This is a genomic window from Burkholderia sp. E168m22 (assembly GCF_001319805.1).
GTDB classification, from domain to species: Bacteria; Pseudomonadota; Gammaproteobacteria; order Burkholderiales; family Burkholderiaceae; genus Burkholderia; species Burkholderia orbicola.
Genome location: NZ_BBSK01000112.1, coordinates 105,781 through 132,415, shown reverse-complemented (window position 1 = coordinate 132,415; position 26,635 = coordinate 105,781). Strand labels below are relative to the sequence as shown.

Here is a 26,635-nt window from a genome sequence, read left to right as displayed (position 1 = left end):
GTTGCCGGTCCGGCTGCGGTGAACGCGGAGCGCGCGGATGGACCGGGTTCGCCTGACCCGCGCCGAGCGGCGCGATGCGACGCGTGAACGCCTGATCGACGCCGCGCGAGTGATCTTCGCGGAGAAAGGCTATGCGGCCGCGAGCGTGGAAGACATTGCTGCGGCGGCCGGACACACGCGTGGCGCGTTCTACTCGAACTTCCGCGGCAAGGCCGACGTGCTGTTCGAGTTGCTGGGGCGCGATCAGGACGAGGCTGCGGCGGCATTGCAGCGGATCGTCGGCGCGCACGACCCGGACGACGATGCGCAGCGCGCGATGCTTGCGTACTGGCGAAGGGGCACGACGCAGCCTGCATCGCGCCTGATGTGGCTCGACGCGCAGCTTCAGGCGGCGCGCGATCCGCAGTTCCGTGCGCGGTTCGGCGCGTTGCTGCACGACCGGCGCGCGCTCGCGGCCGCGTGCATCGACGCGTATGCGGCGCGGGTCGGTGTATCGCTGCCGTTGCCCACGCAGGTGCTGGCGCTCGGCCTGACCGCGCTGTGCGACGGCATGCACTCGCACGGTGCGGCCGAAGCACGCCCTACCGACGACACGCTGGCCGACACGGTACTGGTCGGCTTCATCACGCACACGGTGTTCGACCGCGTGCGCGGTTGAAGGCGCGAAGACGCGGCGGCCGCACGTTGTCGTGCGCCTGTATGAAGGCCGAAAGCCGATTGTCATACCGGGCCGGCGGCGGGCGGCCACAGACGTTCGATCATGCAGACGAAACAGGGAATACCCCGTCTTTTTCTTTTAATTATTTTTGTCATGATGACCTAACATAGTCATCATGTTCTACTGATGTGCCGGCGGTGAAGACGAGCTGCCGGTTGTGGCTGAACGAATCGGGAGATAGACGATGGATGCAATGAAGCGAAAGGCGTTCTTCGAGGACGGAGCCGTGCTCATCGAAGGGGTGCTCAACGACGAACAACTCGCGCAATGCCGCGCGGTGTTCGACTGGGGAATGGAGAATCCGGGCCCGATGGCGACGACGCTGCTCGACGGCACCGAATACAAGTCGCACAACGACAACGCGAACCCGTATGCGAAGGAGCGGCTCGACGCGCTGGTCGGCACGCTGCCGTTCGGGCAGTTGTTCGCCGACCTGTGGGGCTCGAAGCACGTGTGGTACTTCGCCGAGGAGCTGTTCATGAAGGCCGGCGGCAAGAGCGCACGCTCGCCGTGGCACCAGGACACGTCGTACCTGCCGTGGCAGGGGATGCATTTCGGCAACGCGTGGATCAGCTTCGAACACGTACCGAAGCGCAATGCGCTGGAGATCGTGCGCGGCTCGCACCACGGCGTGCGGCATGACGGCACGACGTTCCAGAACGCCGAGGATCCGACCGACCCGTTGCATGGCGGCGACGTGTGGCCGCGCCTGCCGAACATCGAGGCCGAGCGTCGCGCAGCGCCGGATGCGTACGACATCCTGTCGTGGGAAACGAAGCCGGGCGACGTGCTGCTGCTCCATCCGGGCGTGTTGCACGGCGGCGGCGCGGTCGATGCGGATTTCCCCGATCGCCATACGCTCGTGCTGCGCTTTTTCGGCGACAACGCGGTGTTCAGCCCGCTGCCCGACGAAAGCCGCTCAGGATTCACGCCGGCCGGCGTGCTGTTCGTCGAGGAACTCGCCGGGCTGAAGGCCGGCGATCCGTTCCGCGCGCCGTGTTTCCGTCAACTCGTCTGAACCGGGAGAATTCGTCATGACAGCAACTCCGAAGCGGCAATCGATCGTGCCGGCTGCATTCCAGCCGTGGTACGACGCGTACCACTTCTCGCCGGCGACGCGCGTCGGCGACACGATCTGGGTGTCGGGCCAGGTCGGCCTCGACGCGCAGATGCAGCCGGCCGACGGCGTGCAGGCACAGGCACGGATCGCGTTCGAGTGCCTGAAGGCGATCCTCGAGGAAGCCGGCGCGAGCCTCGCCGATGTCGTCGAGCTCACGACGTTCCACACGGATCTGCAACGCGAGACCGAAGGCTTCGCGGCGGTCAAGGACGTGTATTTCCCCGACCGTTACCCGTCATGGACGGCGGTCGGTGTCACGCAACTGGCGCTGCCGGGGCTGTGCGTCGAGATTCGCGCGGTGGCGGTGGCCGGCTCCGGCAAGGGCTGACGGAAGGCACGAGGGTTTTTCGCAGGATTCGCGTTCCATATGAATCGCAGTCCTGAAAAAAGAAACGGGATAGCAGTCGAATGGCACGCGGCCCGCCGGAACCCCGGCCGGCCACGATCAGGGCGCGACGTCATCGTCGATTGACGGCGACGATCGAAACAAACGCGTTTCGTCCGGAATGGGCGAGCGAAGGCGGAGCAGGAAGGAGAACCATGATGAAGAAGCATCGTTTCTGGACCACGTCCGCGATCGCGGCCGCTGCATGTGTCGCGATCGGCACCGCCGTCGCGGCGGACGACCTGACGCCGGCCGGCGCCGACCGCTCGGCAAGCAAGGACGGCGCGGTGCCGACTTATGCGGGCAAGCAGTCGCCCGACGCCGGCTGGGAGTGGGGCAAGGTGCGCGGCGATTTCTGGAAGCATCGCAACGAGAAGCCGCTCTATTCGATCGACGCGGCGAACGTCGACAAGTATGCGGACAAGCTGTCGCCCGGCCAGGTCGCGCTGATCAAGCAGAAGAAGGGCTACCGGATGGACGTCTACCCGTCCCACCGCGAATGCCAGTTGCCGGATGCCGCCGAGCAGAACTCGAAGGCGAACCTCACGGCCGCGAAGCTGGATGCGAGCGGCGAGAACCTCGCCGCGGCCGCGTTGCCGGGCGTGCCGTTCCCGCAACCGAAGAGCGGCATCGAAGCGATCCTGAACTACGAGATGCGTTATCGCGGCGAAGGCGTCGAATGGGCGCAGGTCGCCACGAGCATTTCGCCGCGCCCCGGCAGCAGCGAATGGATCGACGCGGTCGGTCCGCAGACGTTCTACTTCCCGTCGGCCAAGCTCGGCAAGACCTCGCCGCAGGACGTCGACCAGTTGAGCGCCGCCGTCTACTTCCAGATGAACTCGCCGGCCGCGCTGGCCGGGCAGGCCTTCGTCCAGCGGCAGTACTTCAACAAGGACTCGGAAACCTACTACTACTTCCCGGGCCAGCGCCGCGTGCGACGCATGCCGGCCTATACGCACGACGCGCCGTTGATCGGCTTCGAGAACCAGTACCTGATCGACGAGGCCAACATGATCAACGGCTCGCTCGACCGGTTCAACTGGAAGCTGGTCGGCAAGAAGGAAATGCTGGTCCCGTACAACGCGTTCGGCATGTACCGGTTCAAGAGCAAGCTGCACGACGTCGCGACGCCCGACGGCCTCGCTGCGGCGAACCGTCGCTACGAGACGCATCGCGTGTGGGTCGTCGAGGCGACGCTGAAGCCGAGCGCGCGACACGTCGCGTCGAAGAAGGTGTTCTATCTCGACGAAGACAGCTGGCTCGCGCTCGTCGGTGAGGACTACGACGCGCAGGGCAAGCTGTGGAAGGTGCGGGAAAGCTACCCGATTCCGGTATGGGAACTCGGCGGCACCTGCGACAACGAACCGCTCGCGCAGTACGACATGATCAACGGCCGCTACGTATTCGATGCGTCGTCGATTGGCCAGGGCAAGGACATTCGCTGGTTCGGTCAGGCCGACGATCCGCGCTTCAAGCAGGATTTCTACACCGCGGAATCGCTGCGCTCGGTCAGCGAACGTTGACGGCGACCGGCTGACGGACACAAGGACCGGCGCGCGCAACGATCGTGCGCCGGCATCGGACAGGGGCGGAGGTGGATCATGGAACCGGCAAGGTTATTCAGGAATGCTACCGTATTGGTGGCGATGGCGGGCGCCGCGACGTCGAGCGCGTACGCGTATGACTTCACGTTGAACGGCGGGGCCCTGCAGGGCTCGTGGGTGTCGAACCTGACGGCCGGCGCCGGTATTCGCACCAAAAACCCGAGTTGCTCGCTCACCGGCGACCCGAACGCCTTCGGCTGCGGCGCGGCCGCGAACACCAACCAGTGGGGCTATGCGGACAACGGCGATCTGAACTACCGCAGGGGCCAGCCGTTCAGCACCTACATCAGCGCGACCAGCGAGCTGCTGCTGAAGATGCCGAGCGAAGGGTTGAAGTTCATGGTGCGCGGCACCGGCATGTACGACTTCATGGCGAAGAACACGAACCGCACGCCGTTGTCGAGCACGGCCGCCGCGCAGGTCGTCTACAACGCGCAGCTGCTCGACCTGTGGGCGCAGAAGGATTTCACGATCGGCGGGCGCAACGCGCACGTGCGGCTCGGCAACCAGGTGATCAACTGGGGCGAGAGCATGTTCGCGCAGAGCGGCATCAACGCGACGAACTCCATCGACACGCAAAAGCTGCTGATTCCCGGCTCGCAGCTCAAGCAGGCGCTGCTGCCCGCGCCGATGGTGAGCCTGGCGGCCGACCTGTCGCACGGGTTCAGCACCGAGGCGTACTACCAGTTCCAGTGGAACGGTAACCGCTATCCGCCGGTCGGCTCGTACTGGTCGGTGACGAACGGTTTCGGCCGCGGCGCGGAGCCGTTCACGATCAACACGAATAACCTGAACGTGATTGGCCCGAGCGCCGGCACGATCGCGAACGCGATCGGCGGTTCAGGGGCGGCCGGCAACCAGGACACGCTCAATGCGATCAAGAACGGGCTCGTGAACGGCACCTACGCGGGCCCGCCGTTCAACGACATCGGCCTGCCGAGCACGACGAACCTGCCGGCGAAATACCGGCCGCAGTTCGGCGTGAAGTTCAACTATTCGCCGCGCTCGTTCGACGCGAACTTCGCGTTCTACTACCTGAACTACACCGACAAGTCGCCGGTGCTCGCGTCGCTCGCGAATGGCACCGAGCAATGGTCGTATCTCGGCCGGCGCCAGTTGTTCGGCGTCAGCGCGAACTTCGGCGTCGGCCCGTGGGCGATCGGCACCGAACTGTCGTACCGGCCGCGCGATGCGGTCGCGCTGTCGAGCTGCTACGGCGCGGGCGGCCCGCTCGACCTGAACACGAACGGCGTGGCCGGCGTGGACTGCCCGCAATGGGTCGACAAGAAGAAGTTCCAGTACGACATCAACGGGCTGCTCGCGCTCACGCGCAGCGAGTACCCGTTCCTGAAGATGCTCGGCGCCGATTCGGCCGCGCTGACCTGGGAACTGACGTGGATCTACTACCCCGGGCTGAGCCCGAGCGGCGTGACGCGCACGGTTGGCGGGCAGACCGTCACGCAGGTGCCGCAGGCCGGCTACCTGCCGTGGCTGAACAACGGCTCGGCGGCCGGCTATCCGATCGGGATGGGCCAGGGCACGTCGAGCTCGGTGGGCGCGACGATCGACTTCAACTGGACCTACGACGGCTCGCTGATTCCCGGCTGGCAGGTCACGCCGGGCGTGACGTTCAGCACCGGCCTGTACGGCTACACGCCGACCTTCACCGCGAACTACATGCAGGGTGCGAAGTCGCTGAACGTCTACGTGCTGTTCAACCAGAACCCGCCGAACTGGCAGGCCGGCATCAACTTCACTTCGTTCTGGGGCGGCCACAACACGGTGGGCCAGCCCTATGCGGACCGCAATTTCGTCGGCTTGTTCGTCACGCGGAATTTCTGACGGCGGCGATCGGCAAGTAGCAGGTGGCGCAGGCCGCCGCAATACATGAAGGGGTAACGTCGTGCTCAATCGTCTGGTCAGTCGCCTGGAAAGGCTCTTCTTCGGTCATCGCGCGATCGTGCTCGCGGCGATCGCGTTGTTCACCGTCGCGATGGCCGTGTTCGCCGTGCAACTGCGCATGGATGCCGGCTTCGACAAGCAGATGCCGATCGGGCACGAGTACATCCGCACGTTCCAGCAGTATCGCAACGACCTGCTCGGCGCGAACCGGATCACGGTGGTGGTGCGCGCGAAGCACGGCTCGATCTGGTCGAAGCAGGGGCTGACGCGGCTATACGACGTCACGCAGGCCGTCACGTACCTGCCGAACGTCGACCGGATCGGCGTGCGCTCGTTGTGGACGCCGAACGCGTTCGTCAACGAAGTGACCGACGAAGGGTTTCGCGCGGAGCCGATCATTCCGGGCACCATCACGCCGGACCAGCTGACGCCGGACCGCGTGCAGGGCATTCGCCGCGCGACCACGCTCGGCGGCTACGTCGGCACGCTCGTGTCGCACGGCGAGGACAGCGCGATGATCACGGCCGAGCTGAACGAGCGCGACAGCGCCGGCAAGGTGCTCGACTACGTGGCGTTCAATCACCTGCTCGAGGAGAAGATCCGCAAGCCGTTCGAGGATGCCGGCTACGAGATCCAGATCATCGGCTTCGCGAAGCAGATTGGCGACATCGCCGACGGCGCGACGGCCGTGCTCGGCTTCTGCGCGGTCGCGCTGTTGCTGACCACGCTCGCGGTGTACTGGTACTGCCATTCGGTGCGCTTCACGGTGCTGCTGGTCGCGTGTTCGCTCACGTCGCTCGTGTGGCAGTTCGGCACGCTGAAGCTGCTCGGCTTCGGCCTCGATCCGCTCGCGGTGCTCGTGCCGTTCCTCGTGTTCGCGATCGGCGTGTCGCACGGCGTGCAGCAGGTGAACTTCATCGTCCGCGAGATCGCGCACGGGCAGAGTTCGTTCGATGCGGCGCGCCACAGCTTCAGCGGCCTGCTGATCCCCGGCGTGCTCGCGCTGATCACCGCGTTCGTGTCGTTCATCACGCTGTTGCTGATCCCGATCCCGATGGTGCGCGAGCTGGCGATCACCGCGTCGCTCGGCGTCGCGTACAAGATCGTGACGAACCTGATCCTGCTGCCCGTCGCGGCATCGTGCTTCAACTTCACGAAAACCTATGCGGACGCTTCGCTGAAGCGCGCGCAGCAGCGTGCGAAGCCGCTGCGCGTGCTCGCCCGCGTGGCGGAGCCGAAGTACGCGGGCATCACGGTCGCGCTGACGGTGGCGATCTTCGCCCTCGCCGCATGGCAAAGCCGCGATCGCGTGATCGGCACGCTGCAGCCGGGCGCGCCGGAACTGCGCGCGGACGCGCGCTTCAATCGCGATGCGACGTCGATCGCCGGCAACTACGACATGGGCCTCGACTGGCTGACGGTGGCGATCGAATCGACCGGCAAGGCATGCGACAACCCGGCGGTCGGGCTGTACGAGGACGACTTCTCGGCCGCGATGAAGACCGAGCCGGGCGTCGTGTCGGTGCAGTCGTACTCGGCGATGCTGCGCGCGTACAACCAGGGCTACAACGAGGATTTCCCGAAGATGAACGTCGTGCCGATCGCCGCCGAGAACTACGGCGCGGTGTCGGTCGACGTGTCGCGCCTGAAGGGCTTCATGAGCCGCGACTGCGGGATGACGGCCGTGCACCTGTTCCTGACCGACCACAAGGCGACGACGATCAACCGCATCCTCGACGACGTGAAGCAGTACCGCGCGTCGCATCCGTTCCCCGGCATCACGGTGCGGCTGGCCGCCGGCAACGCGGGCGTGCTCGCCGCGACCAACGACGAGGTCGAGAAGAGCGAGCTGCCGATGATGCTCTACGTGTATGCGGCGATCCTGGTGCTCGTGTTCCTCGCCTACCGCGACTGGCGCGCGATGCTCGCCTGTTGCGTGCCGCTGTCGGTCGCGACCTTCATCGGCTACTGGTTCATGAAGGAGCTGCAGATCGGGCTGACCGTCGCGACGTTGCCGGTGATGGTGCTGGCCGTCGGCATCGGCGTCGATTACGCGTTCTACATCTACAACCGGCTGCAGGTGCATCTCGCCGGCGGGCAGGACATCGTGAAGGCCGTGCAGTACGCGATGCTCGAAGTGGGCGTGGCCACGATCTTCACCGCGATCACGCTGGCGATCGGCGTGGCGACGTGGAGCTTCTCGGCGCTCAAGTTCCAGGCGGACATGGGCAAGCTGCTCGCGTTCATGTTCATCGTGAACCTGGTGATGGCGATGACCGCGCTGCCCGCGCTCGCGTCGCTGCTCGAACGCTGGTTCCCGCGCCGCAAGCCGGCTCGCGCGCCGGGCCTGTTCAGTCACTGAAGTTGACGCACATCCCGACGGAGATCCAGTCATGGTCAAGACCTTCGCTGTTTGCGGCGCACTTTGCCTCGTGGCGGCCGCCTTCGCACGCTTTCATGAAACGGTCGCGCAGCAGCCCGCGCCGGTCCACGCGTTCGCGACCGACGTGAAACGCGTCAGTGTGCGCCACACCGCGGTCGACGCAGCGGCGGTGACCCCTTCGTCGAGCGACGGCGACGCCGGGCGTCAGACGGCGGCCGCGCAGGCTGTCGACAAGCCGCCCGTCGTCGTGCTCGGCGTCGCGCATGCCGGCTGGTCGGTGCTGTTCAGCCACTGATACCCGCGCACACCCACTACGGAGGTTCATCGATGATCAAGACGCTCGTTGCCGGTACCGCGCTCTGTGCCGCCGTGGCGGCCTTCGCGCAACCGCAGGATGGAACGGTGGCGGCCTGGGCCGCGAAGCCCGCGCATGCGTGGGCCGCGCCGACGCACCGGATGCTGATGGATGCGGCGCATGCCGGAGCGCGGATCGTCGCGGTCGGCGAGCACGGCATCGTGCTGCTGTCCGACGACGACGGCAGGACCTGGCGGCAGGCGCGGCGCGTGCCGGTGTCCGCGACGCTGTCGGCCGTGTCGTTCGCGGATGCGAAGCACGGCTGGGCAGTCGGCCAGTGGGGCGCGATTCTCGCGACCGACGACGGCGGCGACACATGGGTCACGCAGCGGCTCGATACGTCGGTCGATCAGCCGCTGTTCTCGGTGCTGTTCACGAATGCGCGGGACGGGATTGCCGTCGGCCTGTGGTCGCTGATGCTGCAGACGCACGACGGCGGCAAGACATGGGCGCGCACGACGCTGCCGAAGCCGCCGGGCGGCGGCAAGGCCGACCGCAATCTCTATCACGTGTTTGCCGACCCCGCCCATGCGCTCTACGTCGTGTCCGAACAGGGGATGGTGCTCAAGTCGGCCGACGGTGGCGCGAACTGGGTCTATCTGCCGACGGGCGGCAAGGGCACGTTGTGGTCGGGCGTCGCGATGCCGGACGGCCGGATCGTGGTCGGCGGGCTGCTCGGCAGCCTGTTCGAGAGCCGCGACGGCGGCGCGACGTGGGCGGCGCTGCAGACCGGCACGCGCAGCTCGATCACCGATCTCGTCGCGACCGGCGGCGGGCTGACCGGCGTCGGGCTGGACGGCCTCGTGCTGACGCAGCGCGTGGCCGGCGGCCCGTTCGACGTCGCGCAGCGCGCGGATCGGGCGACGCTCACCGCCGCGCTGATCGACGCGCGCGGCAAGCCGGTGCTGTTTTCGCAGGACGGCGTGCTGGCCGCGCCGTGAGTTGAATCTGGTCGAGAAAAACGAGGAAGCATGGAGCACCCGAAATGAAGCCCAAGCACAAGCCGGACATGCGGGCCCGGCGTCAGATATTGCGCGTCGCGGCCGCGGGCGCCGCGTCGCTCGCTACCGGCGACGTGTCGTTCGCGGAAGGCGCGGCGCCGGCAGCCGCCGATCGCGGCGTGTTCGATGTCGTCATCATCGGCGCCGGGCTCGCGGGGCTGACCGCCGCGCGCGACCTGCAGCGCGCCGGATGCGAATCGTTCGTCGTCGTCGAGGCGCGCGATCGCGTCGGCGGGCGGACCTACAACCACGATCTCGGGCACGGCGTGGTGTCCGAAGCCGGCGGCCAGTGGATCGGCCCGGGGCAGACGGCGATCGCCGACCTCGCCCGCGAACTCGGCGTCGATACGTTCCCGACCTATTACGCGGGCAAGACCGTCGTGCTGGCCGGCGACGCGCGCGTCGCCCAGGATTTCCACGGCGGATCGGGCGGCGACGACGCGCTCGGCGCGAAGCTCGGTGCGCTCGCCCGCGGCGTGCCGTCGCGCGAACCGTGGACCGCGCAGCACGCGGCGGAGCTCGACACGCTGACCTACGGCGACTGGCTGCGCAAGCAGGGCGTGACGTACGAAGACGGCTACTTCCTCGGCCTCGCGGCGAAGCTGTCGCTCGGCGGCGCACCGGCCCAGCTCGGGCTGCTGCACTACCTGTCGATGATCAACAGCGCCGATTGCGACTACGCGAAGCTCGAATCGACCAAGGGCGGCGCACAGGAAACGCGTTTCGTCGGCGGCTCGCAGGTGTTGAGCATGCGGATGGCGAGCGAACTCGGCGCGTCGAAGGTGCAACTGTCCTGCCCGGTGCGCAAGATCTCGGGCTGGGATCGCGACGTGGTCGACGTGCAGACCGATCGCGGCGTGCTGCGCGCGCGACGGGTGATCGTCGCGCTCAATCCGGCGCTGTGCCAGCAGATCGTGTTCGATCCGCCGCTGCCGGACGGCCGCGCGCAGTTGCAGCGGAACTGGCCGGCGAACGCGCCGATGCGCAAGACGGTGCACGTGTACGACCGGCCGTTCTGGCGCGACGACGGCTACAACGGACAGATCTTCGAGGTCGGCGGCCCGGTGTTCATGGCGTACGACAACTCGCCGCCGGACGGCTCGGTTGGCGTGCTCGCTGCGTTCGTCGCGCCGGGCGCGCTGCCGGCCGAGCCGAAGGCCGCCGAGCGGACGCTGTCGGCCATCTTTGCGCGCGCGCTCGGCGACAAGGCGCTGCATCCGACGCAGTTCCACGACTACGACTGGGGCCGCGTCGATCCGTGGACGCTGCAGTGCATCCACCCGTTGCCGCCCGGGTTCTGGACGAAATGGGGCAAGTTCCTGCGCCCGGAAGCCGGCCGGCTGATCTGGTCGGGCACCGAGACGGCCGACCTGTGGGCCGGCGCGATGGACGGCGCGGTGCGCTCCGGACACCGCGCGGCGTTGCAGGCGCTCGGCAAACTGGCCGGCCGCGGCCGGGAGGCCTGAATGAAACGAACCTGGATGATCGGCGCGGCGCTCGTGATCGCGGGCGTGGCGGCAGCCGGCACGCTGTACGGCCCCGACTTGATCGACGGCATGCGTTACCAGAAGGCGATGACCGCGATCGGCGAAGCCGACAAGGCCAACGGCGGCGCGTGGCCGCAGCCGCAGGAGACGTGCTTCTTCTGCCACGGCGTGCACGGGCAGTCGCAGAGCGCATGGTATCCGTCGCTGTCCGGCCAGCCGGCCACGTATATCGCCGCGCAACTGCGCGCGTTCGCCACGGACCAGCGCCGCAACGCGTACATGGGGCCGCTTTCGCGCGAACTCGACGACGCGAAGATCGCCGCGCTGGCGACCTACTTCGCGCGACAGGCGCCGGCGCGCAACGAGGCCGTGTCGGCCGACGCGGCGCTCGACAAGCGGGGAATGGCGCTCGTGGAGGCGCGAAGCTGCCGCGCGTGTCACGGCGCGGCGCTGACGGGCAAGGACCCGGCCCCGCGCCTCGCGGGCCAGGGGCAGCTTTACCTGGAAGCGCAACTGGCGGCGTTCCGCTCGGGCGAGCGGCACGATCCGACCGGGGCGATGAATGCGTTGGCCGCGACGTTGTCGGGCGACGATACGCGTGCGGTTGCGCACTATCTGGCCGGCCTGTCGCCGGACGGGGCGGCGAAGTGATGCGCGAAACGCGCCAGGCCCGGGAATACCCTGCCTTTTTCTTTACACTTTACTTTGTCATAGTGACCTAAGATTGGTAATGTGTTCTACAAAAGAACACGCCGGATACGAAGCAGCAGTACCCGACCTCGAACCGAACCGGTTCTCGACAATTCACGTTTCAGGAGACAAGCATGGCTAAGCACCCCGTCGTCGTTTATGGCGCAAGCGGTTACACCGGCATGTTGATCATGGACTGGCTGATCGACCAGAACATCCCGTTCACGGCGGTCGCGCGCAATGCGGCCCGCGCGAAGGAAATGATGGCGCAGCGCGTCGTGCGGCTCGAATCCGCGCAATACGAAATCATCGAGGCGGAGCACGACGTCGATGCGCTCGTGAAGGCTTTCCGCGGGGCGAAAGTGGTGTGCAACACTGTCGGACCGTTCTCGAGCTTCGGGCTCGTCGGCGTCGAGGCCGCGCTGAAGGCCGGCTGTCACCATCTCGATACGACCGGCGAACAGTCGTATATCCGTGCGGTGCGCGACGAATTCGGCGAGCAGTATCGCCAGGCCGGCCTGCTGGTGTCGTCGTCGAACGCGTACATGTACACGTTCGCCGAGATCGCCGCCGAGCTCGCGCTCGAAACGCCGGGCATCGATGCGCTGGAGACGGCCACGCTGACCCGCGGCCCGCGCGGCGCGGCCGGCGTGAGCATCGGCTCGACCGCGACGATCTTCGACGGCGCGCGCCACGAGTCCTGCTACCTGTGGGAAAAGGCGCTCGTGCCGCACGCCGCGGACGCGTCGTTCACCGTCGCGACGCCGGAACTGATGCAGCCGGTGTTCTGCCTGCCGTGGGGTGGCACGTCGCTGCCCGTTTATTTCGAGCACGATGCGCGCGTGCGCAGCTGCATCTCGTGCGTGGGCTTCTACGACAACAACGTGATGAAGCTGGTGCACCAGTTCGGACAGAAGTGGGAAGCTGAATACAAGCACCTGCCGCGCGAGCAACAGGACGAAGTGCTGAAGCAGGTCGTCGCGTCGACCACGCCGACGATGCCGCCGCGCGAGCGCACGACGATCCAGCGCAGCGTCGACTTCGCGATCGGCCGCGGCCAGCTCGCGGCGGTGCGCGCGACCGTGCATGGCGTCACGCCGTACATCTCGACGGGCGCGATTCACGCGGCCGGCGTGCTCAAGCTGCTCGACGGCGATACCGCGCGCACCGGCTTCGCGTCCGGCTCGAAGGCATTCGGCCATCGCTACCTGCTCGGCTTCCTCGAACAGCGCGGGCTCGCGCGCGCGACGGTCACGCAACTGTGACGGCCGCCGCCGCACCGGACCAGACCCAACGGAACTTGTGACATGGCCATTATCGATTTCTACGACCGCGGCTGGCGGCTCAATCCCGACGGGATCGCGTACATCCAGGGCGATCGCAACTACACGTTCCAGGAGATCGGCGAGCTGTCGTGCCGCATCGCCAACGGCTTGCTCGCCGCCGGCTTCGCGAAGGAGGCGAAGGCGGCGGTGTGGGCCGACAACGACGTGATCGGCTGGAGCTGCGCGCTCGGGATGTGGCGCGCCGGGCTCGCGTACATCCCGGTGAACGGCCGCAACGCGGTGGCCGAGAACCAGTACGTGCTCGATGCGTTCGACTGCGAAGTGCTGTTCTTCCATCAGGCGTTCGCGGCCGCGATCGATGCGCTGCGGCCGAGCCTGCCGAAGATCCGGCTGTGGGTGTGCCTCGACGCCGACCTGCCGTGGGCACCGTCGCTGGCTTCGTGGAGCGAGCACCAACCGGCGACGCCGCCGGTCGTCGACTACACGATGGACGACGTCGTCGCGCTGTCGGCCACGGGCGGCACGACGGGCGCGCCGAAGGGCGTGATGAACACGCACCGTTCGCTGCAGACATACTTCGCGCAATTCATGATCGCGATGACGTACGACGATGCGCGCCCGGTCAATCTGGCCGCGGCGCCGATGACGCACACGGCCGGCATGATGTCGCTGCCGTGCACCGCGCGCGGCGGCACGGTGGTCGTGCTGCCGAAGCCGGACCCGGCGCTGCTGCTCGGCGCGATCGTCAAGCATCGCGTGACCGAGTTCTTCCTGCCGCCGACCGTGATCTACCGGCTGCTCGACATCCCCGGCATCGAGCAGGTCGACTTCTCGTCGCTGCGCTATTTCCTGTACGGCGCCGCGCCGATGTCGGTCGAGAAGCTCAAGCGCGCGATCGACGTGTTCGGCCCGGTGATGACGGGCGGCTACGGGCAGACCGAGGCGCCCGCGTCGATCTCGTACCTGACGCCGCCCGAGCATTTCGTCGACGGCAAGCTCGCGTCCGACACGCGGCTCGCGTCGGTCGGCCGCCCGAACCCGCTGGTGCGCGTCGAAATCGTCGGCGAGCGCGGCGAGGTGTTGAAGCAGGGCGAAACCGGCGAGATCTGCGTACGCGGCGACCTCGTGATGAAGGGGTACTACCGCGCGCCGGACAAGACGGCCGAGACGATCGTCGACGGCTGGCTGCACACCGGCGACATCGGCCATCTCGATCGCGACGGCTATCTGCACATCACCGACCGCAAGAAGGACATGATCATCAGCGGCGGCTTCAACGTCTATCCGAGCGAGATCGAGCAGGTGATCTGGGCGCATCCGGCCGTGCAGGACTGCGCGGTGATCGGCGTGCCCGACGACAAATGGGGCGAGGCCGTGAAGGCCGTGGTCGAACTCAATGCCGGGCAGCAGGTGAGCGCGGAAGAGCTCGTCGCGCTGTGCAAGGAGAAGCTCGGCTCGGTGAAGGCGCCCAAGAGCGTGGACTTCGTCGCGGCGCTGCCGCGCAGCACGGCCGGCAAGGTGCTGAAGAAGGACCTGCGCGAACAGTACTGGCAGGGTCAGCAACGCAGGATCTGAACCTGCTTCATATGGATTCCATACGATGAGCAACATCTACATCGCCGGTATCGCGATGACCGTGTTCGGCCGGCATCTCGACCGCAGCCTCGACGATCTGGCGAGAGAGGCGCTGCAACGCGCATTGCGGGACGCAGGTTGCCACGCCGATGCGATCCGCGCCGCGTTCTATGCGGGCATCACCAACGGCCCGCTGCAGGGGCAGTTGTCGATTCCCGGCCAGGTCGTGTTCAGCAAGATCGGCCTCGAAGGCATTCCGGTGTTCAACGTCGAGAACGCGTGCGCGTCCGGCAGTACGGCGGTGCACCTCGCGGTGCGCGAACTGCAGTCGGGCGCGTGCGACGTCGCGCTCGCGCTCGGCGCGGAAAAGATGAACGTCGCGGACAAGGCGAAATCGTTCGCGCTGTTCGAGGCCGGCTGGGACGTATCGCGCGTCGACGAGAATTTCGCGACGCTCGCGCGGCTCGGCGAAGGGATCGAGCCGCCGCCCGGTTCGGAGTCCGAGCGCCCGTACAGCCGCTTCATGAAGATCTACGCGGCGATGTGCCGGCACCACATGCACACGTACGGCACGACGCAGCGGCAGATCGCCGCCGTGTCGGCGAAGAACCACGGGCATTCGGTGCACAACCCGTATTCGCAGTTCCGCCAGCCGTTCACGATCGACGAGGTGCTGGCGGCCGCGCCGATCACGTACCCGATCACGCTGCCGATGTGCGCGCCGCTGTCGGACGGCGCGGCGGCCGCGATCCTGTGCACGGAGGATGGGCTGGAGCGCATCGGCGCCGATCGCAGCCGCTGCATCCGGATCGCCGCGAGCGTGATCCGCAGCTTCACGCGGCGGCGCATCGACGAGCCGCACAAGCACATCGGCCGGCTCGCCGCGTTGCAGGCCTACGAGCAGGCCGGCATGGGGCCGGCGGACATGGACGTGGCCGAAGTGCACGATGCGTCGGCGATGGGTGAAATCATCCAGGCCGAGAACCTCGGCTTCGTGCCGCTCGGCGAAGGCGGTCCGGCCGCCGAGCGCGGTGAGTTCACGCTCGGAGGCCGCATCCCGATCAACACGTCGGGCGGCCTCGAATCGAAGGGCCATCCGCTTGGCGCGACCGGCATCGGGCAGTTGTACGAGCTGGTCACGCAGTTGCGCGGCGAAGCGGGTGCGCGGCAGGTGGACGGCGCGCGTCATGCGATCCAGGAGAACGGCGGCGGCTTGCAGGGCGTCGAAGAGGCCGCGCTGGCGATTCACATTCTCAGCAGGGACTGACGGAGGCGGACATGGGCGATGCACACGGCGCAATGGCGCTCGGGCAGGGAGCACAGGCAGGGCAGGCGACGCGACCGGCATCGGGCGGGGTCGGCGCGGCGGCGGCGATGCAGGCGGCGGGCGCCGCGGCGGCCGGGCCGCTCGCGCGCTGGGGCGAGGAAATGCGCGCCGATGCCGCGTTGCGGAAGTATCGTCCGATCGGCGGCTGGATCGACGCGCCCGAGCGCGCGCAACCTGAGCTTGAAGGCGACGTGCAGGCGGACGTGATCATCGTCGGCGCGGGCTTCGCCGGCCTGTCCACGGCGCTGGAACTGGCGGCGCGCGGCGCGAGCGTCGTCGTGCTCGAACGCGAGTTCGCGGGCTTCGGCGCGAGCGGACGCAACGCCGGCTATCTCGCCGGCGGCCAGGGCCTCGAATACGAGCTGTTTCTCAAGCGGGTCGGCCACGAGCAGGCCAGGCGGATCGTCGGCTTCTACGACGAAGGCGTCGCGTACGTCGAACGCAAGCTCGTCGAATACGCGATCGACTGCGACTACCACGCGTCGGGCATCATTCGCGCGGGCGTGCATCCGTCGCAGGAGAAGCGCCTGCGCGAAAGCATGGCCACCGGCATCGAACTCGGCTCGCCCGCGCAGTTTCTCGATGGTGCAGCGATGCGCGAACGCGGCATTCCGCCGGCCTTCCTGTTCGGCGCATACGTGCCGGGTGGCGGCACGCTCGATCCGGGCAAGTACGTGGCGGGCTTGCGGCGAGCGGCGCTCGCGGCTGGCGTGAAACTCTACGAGAACACCGCGCTGCTCGACTTCGACGCGGGCGAGACGGTGCGTGTGCGCACCGCCCGCGGCAGCGCGAGCGCGCCGGTGCTGGTGCTCGCGACCAATGCGTACACGCCGCAACTCGGCCTGCTCGGCGACAAGGTGATGCCGCTGCGCGTGTCGGCGCTCGAAACCGAGCCGCTGTCCGATGCGCAGCTCGCGGCACTCGGCTGGCCGAATCGCGAGGGCATCGTCACGTCGCACCTGACGATGGAAAGCCACCGCCTGACCGCGCGCAACACGCTGCTGCTGACCACCAAGCGGCTGCATTACGTGTACGGCTCGCAGACGCCGAACGTGCCGGACGACGACGCGTATCGCGCGCTGCTGAAGACGCTGCACGCGCGTTTTCCGCAACTCGGCGACGTGCCGGTGCGCGCATGCTGGAGCGGCTACATCTCGTTCGCGGGCGATGCGTTGCCGGTGGTCGGCGCGGCCGGCGCGCACGGCAACGTGTTCTACACGGCCGGGTGTTCGGGGCATGGCGTCGGCACGCAATCGCTGATCGGGCGCGTGCTGGCAGAACGCATTCACGATGGACGATCGCCGCTGCTCGACGCGTTGACGCACAAGACGCCGTCGGTGCCGCCCGAGCCGCTGCGATGGTGTGCGATGACCGCGATGCTCGGCGTCGCGAACCTGCTCGACGAACGCGTGAACCGCAAGGTGCGGCCGGCGTAGCGGCACGTGTGATCGTCGCGACACGCCAACGTGCCTTCGGCCGGGCCGCCCGACGCAAGGGCGGCTCGATGGAAAATGCCGCGCGCATCGGGTATAGTCGTTGGCGCTCCGTAAGGCACGGAGCGTCCATTCGACGAAGCCGAAACGCCATCTTCACGACGAACACGATGACAGTGTCCAACGAGCAGCGCAGCACCCGAAAGCGGCGCACTTCGACTGCCACCGCCGCAGCGAGCAACACCGACGGCTTGCGGGCGCAAGGCCTGCGCACGCGCAACACGATCATTCGCGTCGCGCGCAAGCTGCTGCTGGAAGGCGGTCCGCTCGAATTCTCGCAGCGCGCGGTTGCGGCCGCCGCGGGCATCAGCGTCAGCAATCTGCAGTACTACTTCCCGACCCGGATCGCCGTGTTGCGGGCCGTCATCGAGCCGGTCATCGAAGCGTATCTCGACGACATGAAGCGCGCGATCAGCCGCGATGCGTCGCCGCGCGACGTGTTCGAAGAGATCATCGTGCGCTCGATCGCCGATGCGAAAGATGCGAAGTACAACGCATTGTTCCGGCATTTCCTGTCGTTCGCGGCCACCGACGCCGAATGCCTGAAGCTGTGCGAAGAATGGTATTCGGCGCTCACGCGCGACCTCACGCAGCTGGTGCGCGCGCTCACGCCCACCTTCAGCGCGGCCGACAGCCGGCATGCGGCCACGATGCTGATCGCGCTGGCCGACGGCCTCGCGATGCAGTACGGCACCATCGGGCGGCACACGCAGGCGCTCGACGCGTATTTCGCGGCGACGTCGCGCGCGATCGCCTACGGCACGCTGGCGGCGCCCGCGGTTAAATAACGGCGCGATCCGCCGCTGCGGCCACGCGCACCGAGACAGGGGAATACCCTGTCTTTTTTTTGCTTCCTGTGTTTGTCATGATGACCTATGTTTGGTATGTATTACTAGATGTGGGATGGCCGGGCGCGTCCGCTGCCGGGCCGACATGATTCGAGTCCAGGAGGAGAACGGAGATGATTCGTCTGAACAAGTCCGCGGCGCTGCCCGTGGTCGGCATGACCGGCTTCGAGACGCCGCTGAGCGAAGAGGAAAGCGCAATCCAGCACACGGTTCATCGTTTTGCGCGCGACGTGCTGCGGCCGATCGGCCGCGAGCTCGACCGGATGACGGCGGAGGACGTGATCGCCCCGGGCTCGCCGTACTGGGCCGCGATCGTCGAGAGCGCGAAGCTCGGGCTCGATCCGCAGTTGATCGCGCAGTTTCCGCCGGAGACGGCCGTGCGCATCGAGTCGCTGATCGGCGAGGAGCTCGGCTGGGGCGATTCGGGCCTCGCCGTGTCGATCGGCGCGGCCACGATGCCGCTGATGATGGCGCACACGGTCGGCAATACCGAGCTGATCGAGATGTGCGCGGGCAAGGTCGGCTGCTGGATGAACACGCAGCCCGATCGCGGCTCGGACGCGGCGATCCTGTATCGGCAAGAACTCGCCGGGAACGGCCGGCAGCCGGTCGGCAACGTGACCGCGAAGGTCGGCGCCGACGAGATCGTGATCAACGGGCAAAGCTCGGCGTGGATCTCGAACGGCTCGGTCGCTCAGGTCGCGCTCGCGTACATGGCGGCCGACTACGGCGACGGCTTCTACGGCGAAGGCGAGCGCAGCGCGTTCACGAACGGCATCGCGATGATCCTGCCGCTCGATCTGCCCGGCGTGTCGCGCGGCAAGCCGCTCGACAAGATCGGCCAGCGCTCGCTGCCGCAGGGCGAGATCTATTTCGACAACGTGAAGGTGCCGAAGCGCTTCGCGGTCGCGCTGAAGGACGACTATCTCGGCAACCTCGCGTCGACGTGGTCGTACGCGGGCACGCACATGTGCCAGGTGTTCGTCGGCGCGGCGCGGGCCGCGTTCGAACTGGCGCTCGCGTATTGCCACGAGCGCAAGCAGGGCGGCGCGCTGCTGATGGATCATCAGATGACGCACCTGCGCATCGGCGAGATGCTGCGCCGGCTCGAGATGGCGCGCGCGATCGCGCGCCGCAGTCTCGCGTTCTCGCGGATGTCGCCGCAGAGTCATCCGTACGCGACCGCGCAGGCGAAGGTGAGCGTGACCGAGGAAGCGATGAAGATCACGCACGAGGCGTTCCAGCTGTTCGGCGGCAACGGCACCACGCGCGAATTCCCGATCGAGAAGCTGTTCCGCGACGTGCGCTCGGCGCTGATCGAGGACGGTGAGAACTACATTCTCGCGTCGCGCCTCGGTGTGCTGGCCGGCAAGCTTTACGAGAACGGCTGGACGCGGGAGTAAGCGGTGCCGTGCCGCTCCGCGGCCACGCCCCGGCAGAACATCGCAGGGGCGCGGACCGACCGTCAGTGCCCGACTTCCTTCAGCAGCGCGGCGGCCGCGAGCTTGCCGATGCCGTTCGACGCGAGCGGGCTGTCGCCCGTGATCAGTTTGCGGTCCTGATGGCAGCGCCCGGTCATGTCCTTGTTCAGCACGCGCGCGCCGAGCTTTTCGAGGCTCTGCGCGACGAGCCACGGCAGCGGGCCCGGCATGTAGCCGATGTCGAGGTTCGGCCCCGTGTCGAGCGCATCCGGAAACACGCAGAGCTCGTAGTCCTTGAATGGGTAGTCCTCGGGATCTTCGTCGACGGCGGCCGACAGCAGGCATGCGGGGCCGTGACACAGCGTGATGATGTGCCGGTCCTGGTCGAGCGCCCAACGCAGCGTGCGCTTGACGTCCTTGCTGTGCGGAATGCCGGCAAGCACGCCGTGGCCGCCGGGAATGAACACCGCGATATACGGCGAATCGGCGCCGGGATGCTGGTCGAGCACGTCGGACAGCTTGAGCGGCGTCTTCAGCTTCGGCAGGTACTTGCGGTAGGTGCTCTGCACGGCCTCGTCATCGCTCGGCATCGCCCAGAGTTCGAGCTTGGCCGGATTGCCCGACAGCGTCGCGATGTCGATCTCGAAGCCGGCCTTGTCCATGTGGTGCATCGGCAGCAGCATCTCGACCGGATGGTTGCCGGTCGAGAACATCTTGCCGTTCGTCATCAGGATGTAGCGCTCGTCGGTCGCGATCATCAGGACCTTCCACTTGCCGCCGGTGTACGGATTCGGGTAATCGGCGCCGTCGAAGTCGGTCTTCGACGACGTGTACTGCGACAGCGAATACGGCGACGGGAAATACGCGTTGTTCTCCGCCGGGTCGGCGGCGGGCGTGCGGTCCGTCTGCGTCGTGTCGGAAGTCATGGCTGCTCCTTGCTCGGGGGATGGGTTCGGATGGGGCGGGCGTGGCCGGTGGGCGCCTGCGTGAGTCGTCGCGGCGATTCCGCGGCGGCGACCTGGCGTTCCGGTCATGTCCCGGTCGTGCGGACGGGTATCTCGCAGGGACGATACGTGCTGCGATGAATCCTACAACGCCGTTCTGCGGCGAACGCCTCCCCGAACGGGTGGGTATCCCGTATCCATCGCCGTGATACGCGTCCGGACGGCTCGCCGCCGCTTTCGACGGGGGCTCGTTCCCCCCGGACAGGGGGGATGCGAAAGCCGGCCGGTCCGGTATCGTGGCCGCACGCTCGACCGGCGCGACCGGTCGCCCATGGAGACTTTCGTGCATTCGTCATACCCGTACCCGCAAGACGAACCGGCACCGTCCGGCCATGCGTATCCGCTGCTGATCAAGCAGTTGCTTCATGCGCCGCTGGCGACGCGGCCCGAGCAGGAAATCGTGTACGGCGACCGGGTTCGGCACGATTACTGGACGTTCCGGCATCGCATCGGGCAACTCGCGAGCGGACTGTCGTCGATCGGTGTCGGCGCGGGCGACGTCGTCGCCGTGCTGGACTGGGACAGCCATCGCTACCTGGAGTGCTACCACGCGATTCCGATGATGGGCGCGGTGCTGATGACGGCCAATGTCCGGCTGTCGCCCGACCAGTTGCTGTATACGCTCGACCATTCGGGCGCGCGCGTCGTGCTGGTTCACCGCGACTTCCTGCCGTTGTGGGCGGGCATGCGCGACCGGCTCGACACGGTGCGGCACGTCGTGCTGATCGCCGACGGCGACGAAACCGGATTGCCGGACGGTTTCACCGACGAATACGAGGCGCTCGTCGCGGCCGGTTCGCCCGATTTCGCGTTCCCCGATTTCGACGAGCAGACCCGCGCGACGACGTTCTACACGACCGGCACCACCGGCCTGCCGAAGGCGGTGGCGTTCACCCATCGGCAGCTCGTGCTGCACACGCTCGCGGGCATGGCGGCGTTGTCGAGCGCGCGCGATCGCGGCCGCGTGCATCGCGACGACGTCTACATGCCGATCACGCCGATGTTCCATGTGCACGCCTGGGGAATGCCGTACATCGCGACCGCGCTCGGGCTCAAGCAGGTCTATCCGGGCCGTTATTCGCCGGACGGATTGGTCGCGCTGATCGCGCGCGAAGCGGTGACGTTCTCGCATTGCGTGCCGACGCTGCTCGCGATGATTCTCGACAGCCCGGCGTCGGCGGCGGCCGACCTGTCGGCGTGGAAGGTGATCGTCGGTGGCTCACCGCTGTCCGACGGGCTGGCGCGGGCGGCGCTCGCGCGCGGGATCGAGGTCTACACCGGGTACGGGATGTCGGAAACCTGCCCGCTGATGACGATCGCGCAGATCGACCCGCCGCGCGCGGCCGGCGGCGCATCGGCCGACGACGACATCGCGCGCCGGACGAAGGCGGGGCTGCCGCTGCCGCTCGTCGACCTGCGCATCGTCGACGCGCAGTTTCGCGACGTGCCGCACGACGGCCGCTCGGCGGGCGAGGTCGTCGTGCGGATGCCGTGGGCGACGCAAGGCTATCTGGGCGATGCGCCGGCGTCGGCCGCGCTGTGGGCCGGCGGCTATCTGCATACGAACGACATCGGCGTGATCGATTCCGACGGCCGGCTGCAGATCACCGACCGCATCAAGGACGTGATCAAGACGGGCGGGGAATGGGTCTCGTCGCTCGAACTCGAGAGCATCCTGTCGCGTCATCCGGCCGTGCGCGAATCGGCGGTGATCGGCGTGAAGGATGCGCGCTGGGGCGAGCGTCCGCTCGCGCTGGTCGTGCTGACCGACGAGCAGGTCGGTCGCGTCGAGCCGGAGGAATTGAAAGCCCATGTGAAGCAGGTGGCCGATCGCGGGCTGATCTCGCGCTATGCGGTGCCGGAGCGGCTGCTGATCGTCGACGCGATCGAGAAGACGAGCGTCGGGAAGATCAACAAGCGCGCGTTGCGCGAGCGGTACCAGCCCGACTGAGCGGCGCGCGCCCGGCCGTCGAAGACGCCGGCGGTCAGGACGAGGCGACTTTCCCGCCCGGGGGTAACCCCCCCGAATGGGGGGCTGAACATCGCGCGCCGGTTCGAGAACAATGCGGGTCCCGTGTCGCGGCCGATACGCGCAGCGCGCACCCACGCCGGTACGGACATCACCTACCTTTGACGGCCGGCGTCGAATCGTTATGCTGTTTTCGGCGCACGGCGAAACCGGCCCGGTCGGCGGTTTCGCTTGCCGTGCCGGCGGACACGCGATCACCGCGAGGAGAATAGGAACAGCATGGCGCCGACGGACAGCAGACAACCGGCTCGCCCGCCGGACACCGATGCGATCGAAGTGCTGGTGCGCACCAAGCTGGCGCCGGCGTCGACCCGCGGGATCGTGACGCGCATCGCGCGGCTCGGGCGGCTCAGGCGCGGCCTCGACCGCCGGCTGACGCTCGTGAGCGCGCCGGCCGGTTACGGCAAGACCACGCTGCTGGCCGAGTGGCGCCATGCGCTGGTGGCGTCGGGTGTGAAGGTCGCGTGGGTGAGTCTCGACCAGGACGACGACAACGCGTCGATCTTCGCGTCCTACGTGGTCGCCGCGATCGTCGACACGACCGGCGGGGTCGGCGCCCGCGCGCAGCAGTTGTTGCGCGATCGAGCGCTGATTCCGCTGAAGACCGTATTCGACGAACTGCTCAACGAACTGGACAGCGCAGGCGTCGAGCTGTTCCTGATGCTCGACGACTTCGATCGCCTCGCGTCGCCGGTCATCCACGACGCGATGTTCGATCTGCTGCGCTACGCGCCGTCGAACCTGCATGTCGTGCTGTCGTGCCGCTCGGCGCCCGCGTTGCCGCTCAGCTATTTCGAATCGCGCGACGAACTCGTGCGGGTGGACGAGAACGACCTGCGTTTCGACGACGCGGAGACGCGCGCGTTCTTCGAGCGGGTGGCCGGCAAGCCGCTCAATGCGGACAACGTCGGGCGTCTGCGCGCGGCGACCGAAGGTTGGGTGTCGGGCCTGCAACTGGCGGCCCTGGCGCTGCACGACGACAGCGACGCGGCGCGCGTGGCCGAGCAGGTCAGCCACGCGCGTGCCGGCATCGCCGCGTATCTGAACGAGAACGTGATGACGCAGGTGCCGGACGCGATCCGCCACTTCCTGCTGCATACGGCGGTGCTCGACCGGATGACGCCGGCGCTGTGCGATGCGCTGACCGGCCGCGACGACGCGCTCGACTGCCTCGAATGGCTAACCGCGCACAACCTCTTCATCCGGTCGATCGACGGCGACCGCCGGCGCTACCGCTATCACGCGCTGTTCCTGCAATACTTGCGGGAGGAGCTGGCGCTGCGCGAGCCCGGCACGGTGGCCACACTGCATCGCCGCGCGAGCGCGTGGTATGCGGCCGAGCGGCAATGGCCGGACGCCGTCAGGCACGCGCTCGCGGCCGGCGACTTCGATGCGGCCGCCGGCTGGGTCGAGGCGTGCGCGATGAAGCTCATCGCGTCGAGCGACGTGCGTACCGTGCTCGACTGGGTGTCGCGCCTGCCCGCGCAGGCGCTGACGGGCCGCCTGCGGTTGCGGATCGCGCATACGTGGGCGCTCGCGCTGTCGATGCAGATCGTCGATGCGCGCCGTGCGCTGGAAGCGCTGGAAGCCGACATCGCGGCCGGGCGGCTCGATACCGACGCCGTCACGGCGACCGAACTGCTGGCCGTGCGCTCGCTGATCGCCGGGCTGTCGGATCGCAGCATCGAATCGCTGCAGCTCGGCGAGCGTGTGCTGGCGGCCGCCCCACCGGCCGGTTCGTGGGTCGAGCAGATCGGGCAGACGACGCTGATCTTCGGGCTCGGCTACGCGGGCCGCCTCGGCGACGTGCGGGATCTCGGCGCGCGCGCGGAACACGCGGCGTCGGGGCACGAGCCGCTGTACGCGAACGTGTACCGCCAGAACATGTCGGGCCTGGCCGAGTTCGTCGCCGGGCGGCTGCACGACGCGTCGAAGACGTTCGAGACGGCGTTGCGCGCCGCCGAACGCTCGGCGGGTCGCCTGTCGGCGGCGACGGCGCTGTCGGCCGGCTATCTGTCGGCGATCTACTACGAATGGAACGACTGGGCGAAGGTGCGCGACGCGCAGGCCGACCGCTTCGACATCGCGATGCAGGCCTGTTCGCTCGGGCCGTTGCTGAGGTTCATGCAGACCGCCGCCCTGCTGCAATTCCGGTCGGGGAACGACGCGCGGGCGCACGACATGCTCGACGAAGCCGATCGCATCGCGTGCAGCCGGCAATGGCTGCGGCTGCGCGTCGCGTGCATGGCGACCGGTATCCGGCTGCATCTGGACGCCGGCCAGCCGACGCAAGCCCACCGTGTGGGGCGCGCGCTGGCGTCGCTGGTGTCGCCCGTGCCGCCGGACGAAGCGTCGAGCCACGTCGAGACGTGGCAGATGGCGCAATCCGCGCAGGCAAGGCTGCTGCTCGCCGATGCACGCGCGAACGAAGCCGCGCAGCGCATGGCGACCGTGCACGCGGTGCTGGCCGCGCGCGGGTTCGACTGGTTCGCGGCGCAGGCCGCCGTGTTGCATGCGATCGCGCTCGACCACGCGGGCGACGAGAGCGCGGCGCTCGCGGCGTTCGCGCGTGCGCTCGAATACGGCCAGGGCAACGGACTCGTCCGCACCTTCGTCGACGAAGGCGCGGCGGCCGAGCGCTTGCTGGCGCGCATGCAGAAGCGTGCCGACCGCTTTCCGGCAGTCGGCGCGTGGTATCTGCGCGACCTGGCCCGTGCGTTCGACGCGCAGCGGGCGTCGGGCGGAGCACCGGCCACGCGGCCGGGTGCGACCGGCAACCTCAGCGCGCGGGAGCTCGAGATCCTCGACTACGTCGCGCGTGGCCTGTCGAACAAGGAAATCGCCCGCGCGCTGCGCGTCGCGCCGGAGACGATCAAGTGGCACCTGAAGAACATCTTCGAGAAGCTCAACGTGACGTCGCGCATCCAGGCGGTGCGCAGCGGGCTGGCGCTCGATCCGTCACGCGTGCGGCGCGACGACGAATGACCGGCTGACGCGCTGCCGCCCGCGTCAGCGGTGCGCGGCGAACGCGGCCACGATCTCGTCGATCGCCGCACGGATGCGCGCGGTGTGGCGCAGGTCGCGGTGCGTGACGAGCCAGACCTCGTACGGCGACGCCCGCATGCGATCCGGCCAGATCCGCGCGAGCCCGTCGCGCTCGCCCATGTGAACCGGAATCTCGCCGACGCCGAGGCCCGCACGCAGCGCCGCACGCAGCATCAGGTTCGAGTTGGTGCGCGTGACGATGCGGCCGCCGTCGATCGGTTCGCCGGCGAGGGTCGGCTTGCGGCTGGCGTCGATGTACGGCTGGTAGACGGCGAGGTCGTGGCCCGCGAACGCGCGGCCGCGCTCGGGCTCGCCGTGCCGGTGCAGATAGTCGGGCGACGCGAATAGCCCCATGTCCCAGCACGCCAGCCGGCGCGCGACCAGATCGGGGTTCTCGGGCCGCACGGTGCGGATGGCGATATCGGCTTCGCGTTTCGCGAGATTCAGGATGTGGGTCGACGTGTTCAGCGCGACGGAGACGTCGGGATGTTTCGCGTGCAGCCGTGCGATCGACGGCATCACGAACTCGATCGCGAGCGCGTCGGTCGTCGTGATCTTCACCTCCCCGGCGAGCCGCCGGTCGACCCCCTGCGTCAGCCGCACCAGCTCGTGCGCATGCTGCTCCATCGCCTCGGCGGCGCGCAGCGCCAGTTCGCCGACCGGCGTGGGCAGATAGCCTTTCGACGAACGCAGGAACAGCGTCGCGCCGAGCATGTGCTCGAGCGTCGCGAGCCGCCGCCCGACCGTCGCCTGATCGACGCCGAGCGTCTGCGCCGCGCGGCGCAGCGTGCGCTCGCGATGGATCGCGAGAAAGACGCGCGCGTCGTCCCAGTTCATCGTGTGTCCCGACTGATGCATTTTTGCATTCCCCGACCGGTAATTCGCTGCGTGCCCGCGCGCGGCATCGCCCATAGACTGGCTTCACCTACATGGCGATGCCGCGATTCGGGGATGGCCCGCGA

The 26,635-nt window shown here is 67.9% G+C and carries 20 protein-coding genes; 18 read left to right on the top strand and 2 right to left on the bottom strand.

All coding sequences use genetic code 11. From position 1 onward, the window contains the following. Positions 1-37: 37 nt before the first annotated feature. The 16 genes from AP428_RS26525 to AP428_RS26450 all read left to right on the top strand — a co-directional run bounded on the left by AP428_RS26525 (position 38) and on the right by AP428_RS26450 (position 19,577). The gene (locus tag AP428_RS26525) at positions 38-658 is read left to right on the top strand and encodes a TetR/AcrR family transcriptional regulator (protein WP_011548648.1); all 621 of its coding nucleotides are present in this window, start codon (positions 38-40) and stop codon (positions 656-658) included. Between the two features lie 244 nt (positions 659-902). Next, positions 903-1,736 (top strand): phytanoyl-CoA dioxygenase family protein, encoded by an 834-nt coding sequence (locus AP428_RS26520; RefSeq protein ID WP_011548647.1) that lies wholly within the window; start codon positions 903-905, stop codon positions 1,734-1,736. A gap of 16 nt (positions 1,737-1,752) precedes the next feature. Then, positions 1,753-2,166 (top strand): RidA family protein, encoded by a 414-nt coding sequence (locus AP428_RS26515; RefSeq protein WP_006480052.1) that lies wholly within the window; start codon positions 1,753-1,755, stop codon positions 2,164-2,166. 212 nt (positions 2,167-2,378) lie between these two features. Continuing rightward, positions 2,379-3,746 (top strand): DUF1329 domain-containing protein, encoded by a 1,368-nt coding sequence (locus tag AP428_RS26510; RefSeq protein WP_027813903.1) that lies wholly within the window; start codon positions 2,379-2,381, stop codon positions 3,744-3,746. A gap of 78 nt (positions 3,747-3,824) precedes the next feature. Then, a complete protein-coding gene (locus AP428_RS26505; protein ID WP_011548645.1) occupies positions 3,825-5,669 on the top strand; it encodes a DUF1302 domain-containing protein in 1,845 nt (614 codons plus the stop codon). Positions 5,670-5,730: 61 nt separating this feature from the next. Continuing rightward, positions 5,731-8,091, top strand: a complete 2,361-nt coding sequence (locus tag AP428_RS26500; RefSeq protein ID WP_011548644.1) for an RND family transporter — start codon at positions 5,731-5,733, stop codon at positions 8,089-8,091. A gap of 31 nt (positions 8,092-8,122) precedes the next feature. Further along, positions 8,123-8,407: a hypothetical protein gene (locus tag AP428_RS26495; RefSeq protein WP_011694909.1), complete on the top strand. Its 285-nt coding sequence runs from the start codon at positions 8,123-8,125 to the stop codon at positions 8,405-8,407. Positions 8,408-8,439: 32 nt separating this feature from the next. After that, entirely contained in the window at positions 8,440-9,408 is a 969-nt protein-coding gene (locus AP428_RS26490) for a YCF48-related protein (RefSeq protein ID WP_011548642.1), read from the top strand. Between the two features lie 44 nt (positions 9,409-9,452). Then, positions 9,453-10,934, top strand: a complete 1,482-nt coding sequence (locus tag AP428_RS26485) for an FAD-dependent oxidoreductase (RefSeq protein ID WP_011548641.1) — start codon at positions 9,453-9,455, stop codon at positions 10,932-10,934. After that, entirely contained in the window at positions 10,935-11,606 is a 672-nt protein-coding gene (locus AP428_RS26480; RefSeq protein WP_011548640.1) for a c-type cytochrome, read from the top strand. A 173-nt stretch (positions 11,607-11,779) separates the two neighbouring features. After that, positions 11,780-12,910, top strand: coding sequence for a trans-acting enoyl reductase family protein (locus AP428_RS26475; protein WP_011548639.1), 1,131 nt, complete (start codon positions 11,780-11,782; stop codon positions 12,908-12,910). Between the two features lie 42 nt (positions 12,911-12,952). Next, on the top strand, positions 12,953-14,506 hold the full coding sequence (locus tag AP428_RS26470; RefSeq protein ID WP_011548638.1) for a class I adenylate-forming enzyme family protein: 1,554 nt from the start codon (positions 12,953-12,955) through the stop codon (positions 14,504-14,506). A gap of 25 nt (positions 14,507-14,531) precedes the next feature. Further along, on the top strand, positions 14,532-15,773 hold the full coding sequence (locus AP428_RS26465; protein WP_011548637.1) for a thiolase family protein: 1,242 nt from the start codon (positions 14,532-14,534) through the stop codon (positions 15,771-15,773). 11 nt (positions 15,774-15,784) lie between these two features. After that, positions 15,785-17,269: an FAD-binding oxidoreductase gene (locus AP428_RS26460; protein WP_011548636.1), complete on the top strand. Its 1,485-nt coding sequence runs from the start codon at positions 15,785-15,787 to the stop codon at positions 17,267-17,269. Between the two features lie 167 nt (positions 17,270-17,436). Then, a complete protein-coding gene (locus AP428_RS26455) occupies positions 17,437-18,114 on the top strand; it encodes a TetR/AcrR family transcriptional regulator (RefSeq protein ID WP_226292210.1) in 678 nt (225 codons plus the stop codon). A 173-nt stretch (positions 18,115-18,287) separates the two neighbouring features. Then, on the top strand, positions 18,288-19,577 hold the full coding sequence (locus AP428_RS26450) for an acyl-CoA dehydrogenase family protein (protein WP_006480040.1): 1,290 nt from the start codon (positions 18,288-18,290) through the stop codon (positions 19,575-19,577). A gap of 62 nt (positions 19,578-19,639) precedes the next feature. Here the strand turns inward: AP428_RS26450 and hchA are convergent, their stop codons facing one another. Continuing rightward, complete coding sequence (hchA, locus tag AP428_RS26445) at positions 19,640-20,521, bottom strand: glyoxalase III HchA (RefSeq protein ID WP_011548634.1); 882 nt, start codon at positions 20,519-20,521, stop codon at positions 19,640-19,642. Positions 20,522-20,870: 349 nt separating this feature from the next. Between hchA and AP428_RS26440 the strand changes: the two genes are divergently transcribed. Continuing rightward, on the top strand, positions 20,871-22,550 hold the full coding sequence (locus AP428_RS26440) for a fatty acid--CoA ligase (protein WP_011694932.1): 1,680 nt from the start codon (positions 20,871-20,873) through the stop codon (positions 22,548-22,550). A gap of 297 nt (positions 22,551-22,847) precedes the next feature. Further along, on the top strand, positions 22,848-25,613 hold the full coding sequence (locus tag AP428_RS26435; RefSeq protein ID WP_011548632.1) for a LuxR C-terminal-related transcriptional regulator: 2,766 nt from the start codon (positions 22,848-22,850) through the stop codon (positions 25,611-25,613). Positions 25,614-25,637: 24 nt separating this feature from the next. Here the strand turns inward: AP428_RS26435 and AP428_RS26430 are convergent, their stop codons facing one another. Next, a complete protein-coding gene (locus AP428_RS26430) occupies positions 25,638-26,510 on the bottom strand; it encodes a LysR family transcriptional regulator (protein WP_027813897.1) in 873 nt (290 codons plus the stop codon). Between the last annotated feature and the right edge of the window lie 125 nt (positions 26,511-26,635).

Excerpts from the sequence above, each read along its gene's own strand:
- AP428_RS26515 (WP_006480052.1), top strand. The coding sequence starts at position 1,753 with ATGACAGCAACTCCGAAGCGGCAATCGATCGTGCCGGCTGCATTCCAG.
- AP428_RS26520 (WP_011548647.1), top strand. The coding sequence starts at position 903 with ATGGATGCAATGAAGCGAAAGGCGTTCTTCGAGGACGGAGCCGTGCTC.
- hchA (WP_011548634.1), bottom strand. The coding sequence starts at position 20,521 with ATGACTTCCGACACGACGCAGACGGACCGCACGCCCGCCGCCGACCCG.
- AP428_RS26495 (WP_011694909.1), top strand. The coding sequence starts at position 8,123 with ATGGTCAAGACCTTCGCTGTTTGCGGCGCACTTTGCCTCGTGGCGGCC.
- AP428_RS26465 (WP_011548637.1), top strand. The coding sequence starts at position 14,532 with ATGAGCAACATCTACATCGCCGGTATCGCGATGACCGTGTTCGGCCGG.
- AP428_RS26440 (WP_011694932.1), top strand. The coding sequence starts at position 20,871 with ATGGAGACTTTCGTGCATTCGTCATACCCGTACCCGCAAGACGAACCG.
- AP428_RS26505 (WP_011548645.1), top strand. The coding sequence starts at position 3,825 with ATGGAACCGGCAAGGTTATTCAGGAATGCTACCGTATTGGTGGCGATG.
- AP428_RS26525 (WP_011548648.1), top strand. The coding sequence starts at position 38 with ATGGACCGGGTTCGCCTGACCCGCGCCGAGCGGCGCGATGCGACGCGT.
- AP428_RS26475 (WP_011548639.1), top strand. The coding sequence starts at position 11,780 with ATGGCTAAGCACCCCGTCGTCGTTTATGGCGCAAGCGGTTACACCGGC.
- AP428_RS26480 (WP_011548640.1), top strand. The coding sequence starts at position 10,935 with ATGAAACGAACCTGGATGATCGGCGCGGCGCTCGTGATCGCGGGCGTG.
- AP428_RS26430 (WP_027813897.1), bottom strand. The coding sequence starts at position 26,510 with ATGAACTGGGACGACGCGCGCGTCTTTCTCGCGATCCATCGCGAGCGC.
- AP428_RS26510 (WP_027813903.1), top strand. The coding sequence starts at position 2,379 with ATGATGAAGAAGCATCGTTTCTGGACCACGTCCGCGATCGCGGCCGCT.
- AP428_RS26455 (WP_226292210.1), top strand. The coding sequence starts at position 17,437 with ATGACAGTGTCCAACGAGCAGCGCAGCACCCGAAAGCGGCGCACTTCG.
- AP428_RS26485 (WP_011548641.1), top strand. The coding sequence starts at position 9,453 with ATGAAGCCCAAGCACAAGCCGGACATGCGGGCCCGGCGTCAGATATTG.
- AP428_RS26435 (WP_011548632.1), top strand. The coding sequence starts at position 22,848 with ATGGCGCCGACGGACAGCAGACAACCGGCTCGCCCGCCGGACACCGAT.
- AP428_RS26460 (WP_011548636.1), top strand. The coding sequence starts at position 15,785 with ATGGGCGATGCACACGGCGCAATGGCGCTCGGGCAGGGAGCACAGGCA.
- AP428_RS26470 (WP_011548638.1), top strand. The coding sequence starts at position 12,953 with ATGGCCATTATCGATTTCTACGACCGCGGCTGGCGGCTCAATCCCGAC.
- AP428_RS26490 (WP_011548642.1), top strand. The coding sequence starts at position 8,440 with ATGATCAAGACGCTCGTTGCCGGTACCGCGCTCTGTGCCGCCGTGGCG.
- AP428_RS26450 (WP_006480040.1), top strand. The coding sequence starts at position 18,288 with ATGATTCGTCTGAACAAGTCCGCGGCGCTGCCCGTGGTCGGCATGACC.